This window comes from Solihabitans fulvus (assembly GCF_008386585.1).
In the GTDB taxonomy this organism is placed as follows: domain Bacteria; phylum Actinomycetota; class Actinomycetes; order Mycobacteriales; family Pseudonocardiaceae; genus Solihabitans; species Solihabitans fulvus.
Genome location: NZ_VUOB01000414.1, coordinates 1 through 348, shown reverse-complemented (window position 1 = coordinate 348; position 348 = coordinate 1). Strand labels below are relative to the sequence as shown.

General features: G+C 47.7%; 1 protein-coding gene. It reads left to right on the top strand.

The genetic code is table 11. From position 1 onward, the window contains the following. Positions 1–16 precede the first annotated feature (16 nt). Positions 17–348 (top strand): hypothetical protein (locus F0L68_RS46190; protein ID WP_223199679.1); only part of this gene is annotated, 332 nt, incomplete at its 3' end.

Here is a 348-nt window from a genome sequence, read left to right as displayed (position 1 = left end):
GTAAAAAGCCGCAAACATGGGTCGTATGCACGCTCCTGGTAAGGGTATCTCCCAGTCGGCGCTGCCTTACCGCCGCAGTGTCCCTACCTGGTTGAAATTGACTGCCGACGATGTAAAGGAACAAATTTACAAACTTGGAAAGAAGGGTCTCACTCCCTCACAAATTGGTGTAATGCTGAGGGATTCACATGGAGTTGCCCAAGTAAGATTCGTAACTGGCAAAAAGATCCTCCGTATCATGAAAGCAATGGGTCTAGCTCCTGACTTACCGGAGGATCTTTACTACCTGATCAAGAAAGCTGTTGCAATGAGGAAGCACTTGGAACGCAACAGGAAAGACAAAGACAG